Raw genomic sequence first — 5,564 nt, forward strand, 5'->3', positions numbered from 1 at the left:
TCCGGCGCATGAGCGTCTGGCCGACCTTGCCAGGTCCAACAAGATTTATCCTTGGCTTGGTCATATCAGTCGCGCCCGGCAGCGAGCCGGTCGCAGACCGAACGGGTTATCTCGCTGGTCGACGCCCTGCCTTTCAGATCGGCGCTCAGAAGCCCGTTGGCCAGGCAGTCCTCGGTCACGCGACGGATGCGCGCTGCGGCCTGGTTGAGTCTCTCGTCGCCATGCTTGTGGCCGAGCCAGTCGAGCATCGAGGCTGCCGACAGGATCGTCCCATACGGATTGGCGATACCCTGGCCGGCAATGTCGGGCGCCGAGCCGTGCGCGGCCTGGAAGAAGCCGTTGGCCGCGCCGATCTCGGCTGAAGGCGCCATGCCCATCCCGCCCACCGTCGCGGCGGCGAGGTCGGACAGGATGTCGCCGAACATGTTCTCGCTGACGATGACGTTGAAATGGCCCGGTTTCACCACGAGATGCATCGCCATGGCGTCGACCAGCGCGTGCTCGGTCGCGATATCGGGATAGTCCTTCGCCACTTCGTCGAAGACGGAGCGAAAGAAGGCATAGCTGCGCAGCACGTTGGCCTTGTCGCAGCAGGTCACCCGGCGCACGCCGTCACGGGGCGCGCCGCCCGACTGGCGCGCCAGTTCGAAGGCCTTGCGTGCGATGCGCTCGATGCCGGAGCGGGTCTGCACCAGCGTGTCGACCGCCACTTCGCCGCGCAACAGCGCGCCCGATCCCCGCGCGGCGTAAAGCCCTTCGCTGTTCTCGCGCAAGATGATGTAGTCGATACCGCCGGCCTTCACTCCGCTCAACGGGCTCGGCACGCCCTCGAAAAGCCTGACGGGGCGGATGTTGGCATAGAGATCGAGTTCGAAGCGCAGCCTCAGCGTGAAATCCAGGCCTGCTTCGGTCCCATCGGGATGGATGACGCCCGGCAAGCCGCCCGCACCATGCAGGATGGCGTCCGCCTCGCGGCAGGCCTGGAAGGTCGGCTCGGGAAAGCTCTGGCCGGTCTTCAGGAAATGCTCGGCTCCGGCCGGGTATTCGCTGAAGTGCAAGGGGCTGCCGGGACCGAGCGCTGCTTTCACCACTTGAACCGCTGCGGCGCAGACTTCCGGGCCGATGCCGTCGCCATGCACCACGGCGATTTCGTAGACAGGCTTCATCGCCAACTCCCAAATGGTCTAACGCTCAGATGCACTTGCCGCCATCGACGTTGAGGTCGACGCCGGTGATCATGCTGGCCTCGTCGGAGCACAGGAATGCCGCGGCGTTGCCCATGTCCGCCGGCGTAGACAGCCTGCCGATCGGAATGGTGGCGACGACGCGGGCGCGGTTCTCTTCGCCGGAGCCGATGAAAGTGGACAGAAGTGGCGTGTCGCCGGCAACCGGATTGATGGCGTTGACGCGGATGCCGAAGGGGGCGAGTTCCACGGCCATGGCCCGGGTGGCGGCAATCGCCCAGCCTTTGGAAGCATTGTACCACGTCAAATTCGGGCGCGGCGAGACGCCGCCGGTGGAGGCGACGTTGAGGATGGCGCCTGATTTGATGGATTTGAAATGCGCGACGACCGCACGGGCGCCATTGTAGATGGATCGCATGTTGACGTTGGCGATCCGGTCGAACATCTCTTCGTCCATCGTCTCGAGCGCCAAGGGCGGCTGGGCCACGCCGGCATTGTTGACCAGTATGTCGAGACCGCCAAAGGCCGAGCGGGCCAGGTCTGCCGCCGCTTCGAAGCTTCCGAGTGTCGAGACGTCGCCAGTGATTGGCCGCACATTTTCGCCGGCTTCGGCAGCAACGCGAGCCGCGGCGGCCTCATCACGGTCCATCAACACGACCAGCGCACCTTCGGTGACGAATTTCCTGACGATGCCTTCGCCAAATCCCGAACCGCCGCCCGTGACGATAGCGACCTTGCCAGCAAGTCTCATATCTGTTCCTCCGTTGCCGGCACCATCGGGGAAGTCGCGTGCATTGCACAGTCCGATTATCTGAACGCCCTTTTAGCTTTCCTTGTTTGAGGTCGACCGGCGTGGGAGTCATAGTCGCCACGGAATTGTGAGGAGGAAGAGATGACGCTGAATTTCGACCCGCGGGCGAAGGCCACGGCGCTCTACCATGGCGAATTCCGGCCGATGTTCGTCGGCGGCAAGTGGGTTCCGGCACAATCCGGCCAGGAGATGCAGGCGCTCAACCCGGCGACTGGCGAAGTGCTGGCCACCGTGCCGCGTGGCTCGGCGGCCGACATCGATGCGGCGGTGGACGCTGCGCGCACGGCCTTCGAAGGGCCGTGGTCAAAATTCTCGCCCTACGAGCGGCAGTGCGTGCTTCTGCGCATCGCCGATCTCTTCGAGACCCATTGGGAAGAACTCAGCGTTTCCGACACTCTCGACATGGGACTGCCGATCACGCGCACGCTCGCCAACCGGCGGCGCGTCATCGGCATGCTGCGCTTCTATGCGGGCATGGCGACCGCGCTGCATGGCGAATCCATAGACAATTCGATCCCCGGCGAGATCGTCTCGTTCACAAGGCGCGAGCCGGTAGGCGTTGTCGGCGCGATCATCCCCTGGAACGCTCCGACCGCGGCGTCGATCTGGAAGATCGCGCCGGCGCTCGCCACCGGCTGCACCATCGTGCTGAAGCCCTCGGAGGATGCTTCGTTGACGCCGCTGCTGATCGCCAGGCTGATGCAGGAGGCCGGCGTTCCCGACGGCGTCGTCAACGTCGTCACCGGCACCGGGACAGAGGCCGGGGCGCGGCTCGCTGAACATCCCGACGTCAACAAGATCGTCTTCACCGGCTCGACGCTGACCGGCCAGGCCATCGCGCGGGCGGGCGTGACCAACCTCAAGCGCGTTTCCCTGGAGCTCGGCGGCAAATCGCCGATCATCGTCTGCCGCGATGCCGACATCGACAAGGCGGTTCCTGTCGCCGCGATGGCTGTGTTCGTGCATTCGGGCCAGATCTGCATCGCCGGTTCGCGGCTTTTCGTGGCCCGCGAAATCCATGACGAATTCGTGCGCCGGGTCGCCGAGTTTACCGGCAGGCTTCGCATCGGCCATGGCATCGAGGCGGAAACCGAAATCGGCCCGCTCATCAATGCCAGGCAGGCCGGCAAGGTGGTGGGCTATATCAAGGCCGGCCGCGACGAAGGCGCGGAACTGATGGCGGGCGGCTCGCGACTGACCGGCGGGCCCTACGACGGCGGCAATTTCATCGCGCCGACTGTCTTCGGTGCGGTGTCGGACAAGATGACCATCGCGCGTGAAGAGATCTTTGGTCCGGTGATTTCGGCGATGCCGTTCGACACGCTCGACGAAGCCGTGGCGCGGGCCAATGCGACGCCCTATGGCCTGGCGGCCGGCATTTGCACCAGTCATCTTGGCACCGCCCACAAGCTCGCCCGCCGCATCAAGGCCGGCTCGGTATGGGTCAACATGTACCACGCCATCGACCCGGCGGTGCCGTTCGGCGGCATGAAGATGTCCGGCTACGGCCGCGAGGGCGGCATCGAACATCTGCATGAATATCTGGAGACCAAGTCGATCTGGATCCAGACCGACTGAGGGTGCGCTGATATTCAGGTGAGGCCGGGCTGCCAATGGCGGCATTCCCAGCGCACCATTCTCGGCGCTCGTGCAAGGTGCCTGTCCGAAGGCGCGACGCTCAGTTTGCAAGTTCGCGCAAATTGGTGCGGATGAGGTTCATCAGCTGTTCGGAGAAGGAGTGGTGCACATAGCCCCGCGCGGTGATGATGCCGACCGAGCGGTGGGCGTCGCGATGGTCGATCGGCACCACCCGCATACGCTCGTCATTGCGCGAAATGGCGATGCCGGGCACCACGCAGACGCCAAGTCCCGAACACACCAGTGCCACCGCCGTCTGTGCGCTTTCGACCTCGTATTGCGGCTTGAACTCGATGCCTTCCGCCGCCGTCAGCCGATCGACAAGGCCGCGCACGGCGGTCTTGCGGTTGAGCAGGATGAGCGGATAGCGCAGCAGGTCGGAGAGCAGCAGCTTCTTTTCGCCGCCGTATATTTCCGTGGGGATGCAGGCCATCAGCGGATCGTCGAGGATGGACTCGAACTGGAAGTCCGTCAGGTTTGGCAGTTCCGGGCCGATGTAGAACTCGACCTCCTGCTGTTGCAAAAGGCCAAGCGCGGCCTGCGGCGGACTCTCGATGACCTCGACGATGCTGCGTGGATAGCGCAACTTGAATGTCGCCAGGATATCGCCCAGCCGGCTTGCCGCGAGCGTCGGGGCGCAGGCGATCTGCACTTTGCCCTTGCGACGAGCGGCGACCTCCGTCAGGCGGTCGAGGCTGGTCTGCACCTGTGACATCACGTTGGCGATCTCCTCGAACAGGATCTGGCCTTCCGGCGTCAGGCTGGCACGCTGTGCGGTGCGGATGAACAGCGAGATGCCGATCTGCTCCTCAAGGTCGCGAATCTGCATCGAGACCGCCGATGGCGAACGGTTGCTCTCCTCGGCAGCACGTCGGAAGCTGCCGTTTTCGGCGGCAAGCAAGAACGTCTGCAGAAGTTTGAGGTTGACGCTGGGCATATCCGCTCGGGCAGGGTGATCTGACCCCTGACCTATTCAGACGCGGAACCGATTGCAAGGCAATAGGGCAGGCCAGACATTGGTCCTGGCTTGGCCGGCAAAAGTGTCTCTCTTGTCGAGCCGCTCAATGAACCGCGGCGAACATGACGCGTTCCTCGGTGGCCTCCGAAAGCATCATCTCCTCGACCACGCGGCCGCGCTTGACCACCAGAATGCGATCCGAAACGGCGAGAATTTCAGGCAGGTAGGACGAGATGACAACGACGGCCATGCCTTGCTCAGCGAGATCGCTGATGAGCTGGTGGATCTCGACGATGGCGCCGACGTCGACCCCGCGTGTCGGCTCGTCGAAGATCACCAGCCTCGGCTTCTGAATCAGCGATTTGGCGATCACGACCTTTTGCTGGTTACCGCCGGAGAGCTCGATCATCCGGGCTCGGTCGCTGGTCTGCCGCAGGCTCAGACGTTCGCCCCATTCGCGGGCAAGTTGCCTGGCTCGCGCCAGCGACACCATGGAGACGGGATTGGCGCCCTCGGTCAGTTCACCCATTTGCAGGTTCTCGCCCGCGGTCATGGTTTCGAAGAAACCGTCGACCTTGCGATCCTCGGTGACATAGACGATGCCGTCGCGCACCGCAGGCCTGGGCACCCGATAGCGCACCGACTTGCCGAGCAGGCGGATCTCGCCGCCGTGGAAGATGTTGCGCTTCAACAGTCCGGCGACGACCTTGGCCATTTCGGTGCGGCCGGCGCCGACAAGGCCGAACATGCCGGTGACCTGGCCTGAAAACACCGAGAAGGAAGAGTTGCGCACCAGGCCGGCGCAGGACAGATTCTCGACCGAAAGCACCTTGTCGCCATAGGGGCGCGCCGTGCGCTTGACCTCGCCATGCAGCGTTTCGGTGAGCGTGCGGCCGACCATGGCCTGCACGATCGAGGCGCGGGTGAAGCCCTTGGCCTCGCCGGACGCGACGATCTCGCCATCGCGCATGAC

The 5,564-nt window shown here is 64.2% G+C and carries 5 protein-coding genes; 1 reads left to right on the forward strand and 4 read right to left on the reverse strand.

Annotation, left to right across the window (positions count from 1 at the left end; all coding sequences use genetic code 11):
- Nucleotides 1–65 precede the first annotated feature (65 nt).
- Together EN969_RS14535 and EN969_RS14540 are read right to left on the reverse strand one after the other, a co-directional pair.
- Nucleotides 66–1,166 (reverse strand): isocitrate/isopropylmalate dehydrogenase family protein, encoded by a 1,101-nt coding sequence (locus EN969_RS14535; RefSeq protein ID WP_063167474.1) that lies wholly within the window; start codon nt 1,164–1,166, stop codon nt 66–68.
- Between the two features lie 25 nt (nt 1,167–1,191).
- Nucleotides 1,192–1,935: a glucose 1-dehydrogenase gene (locus EN969_RS14540; protein ID WP_013533144.1), complete on the reverse strand. Its 744-nt coding sequence runs from the start codon at nt 1,933–1,935 to the stop codon at nt 1,192–1,194.
- A 141-nt stretch (nt 1,936–2,076) separates the two neighbouring features.
- Here EN969_RS14540 and EN969_RS14545 point away from each other — a divergent pair, with 141 nt between their 5' ends.
- A complete protein-coding gene (locus tag EN969_RS14545; protein WP_063167475.1) occupies nt 2,077–3,573 on the forward strand; it encodes an aldehyde dehydrogenase family protein in 1,497 nt (498 codons plus the stop codon).
- A 100-nt stretch (nt 3,574–3,673) separates the two neighbouring features.
- Here the strand turns inward: EN969_RS14545 and EN969_RS14550 are convergent, their stop codons facing one another.
- Nucleotides 3,674–4,570 carry a LysR family transcriptional regulator gene (locus EN969_RS14550; protein ID WP_063167476.1) on the reverse strand — a complete coding sequence of 299 codons (897 nt, stop codon included), beginning with the start codon at nt 4,568–4,570 and terminating at the stop codon, nt 3,674–3,676.
- 124 nt (nt 4,571–4,694) lie between these two features.
- Nucleotides 4,695–5,564, reverse strand: an 870-nt coding sequence (locus EN969_RS14555) for an ATP-binding cassette domain-containing protein (RefSeq protein ID WP_164758257.1), incomplete at its 5' end; no start/stop codon positions are given.

The sequence above is a fragment of the Mesorhizobium sp. M7A.F.Ca.CA.003.01.2.1 genome, assembly GCF_003998945.1.
Taxonomy (GTDB): domain Bacteria; phylum Pseudomonadota; class Alphaproteobacteria; order Rhizobiales; family Rhizobiaceae; genus Mesorhizobium; species Mesorhizobium ciceri.

Coding starts and splice junctions, on each gene's coding strand:
- EN969_RS14535 (WP_063167474.1), bottom strand. CDS start 1,166: ATGAAGCCTGTCTACGAAATCGCCGTGGTGCATGGCGACGGCATCGGC.
- EN969_RS14545 (WP_063167475.1), top strand. CDS start 2,077: ATGACGCTGAATTTCGACCCGCGGGCGAAGGCCACGGCGCTCTACCAT.
- EN969_RS14550 (WP_063167476.1), bottom strand. CDS start 4,570: ATGCCCAGCGTCAACCTCAAACTTCTGCAGACGTTCTTGCTTGCCGCC.
- EN969_RS14540 (WP_013533144.1), bottom strand. CDS start 1,935: ATGAGACTTGCTGGCAAGGTCGCTATCGTCACGGGCGGCGGTTCGGGA.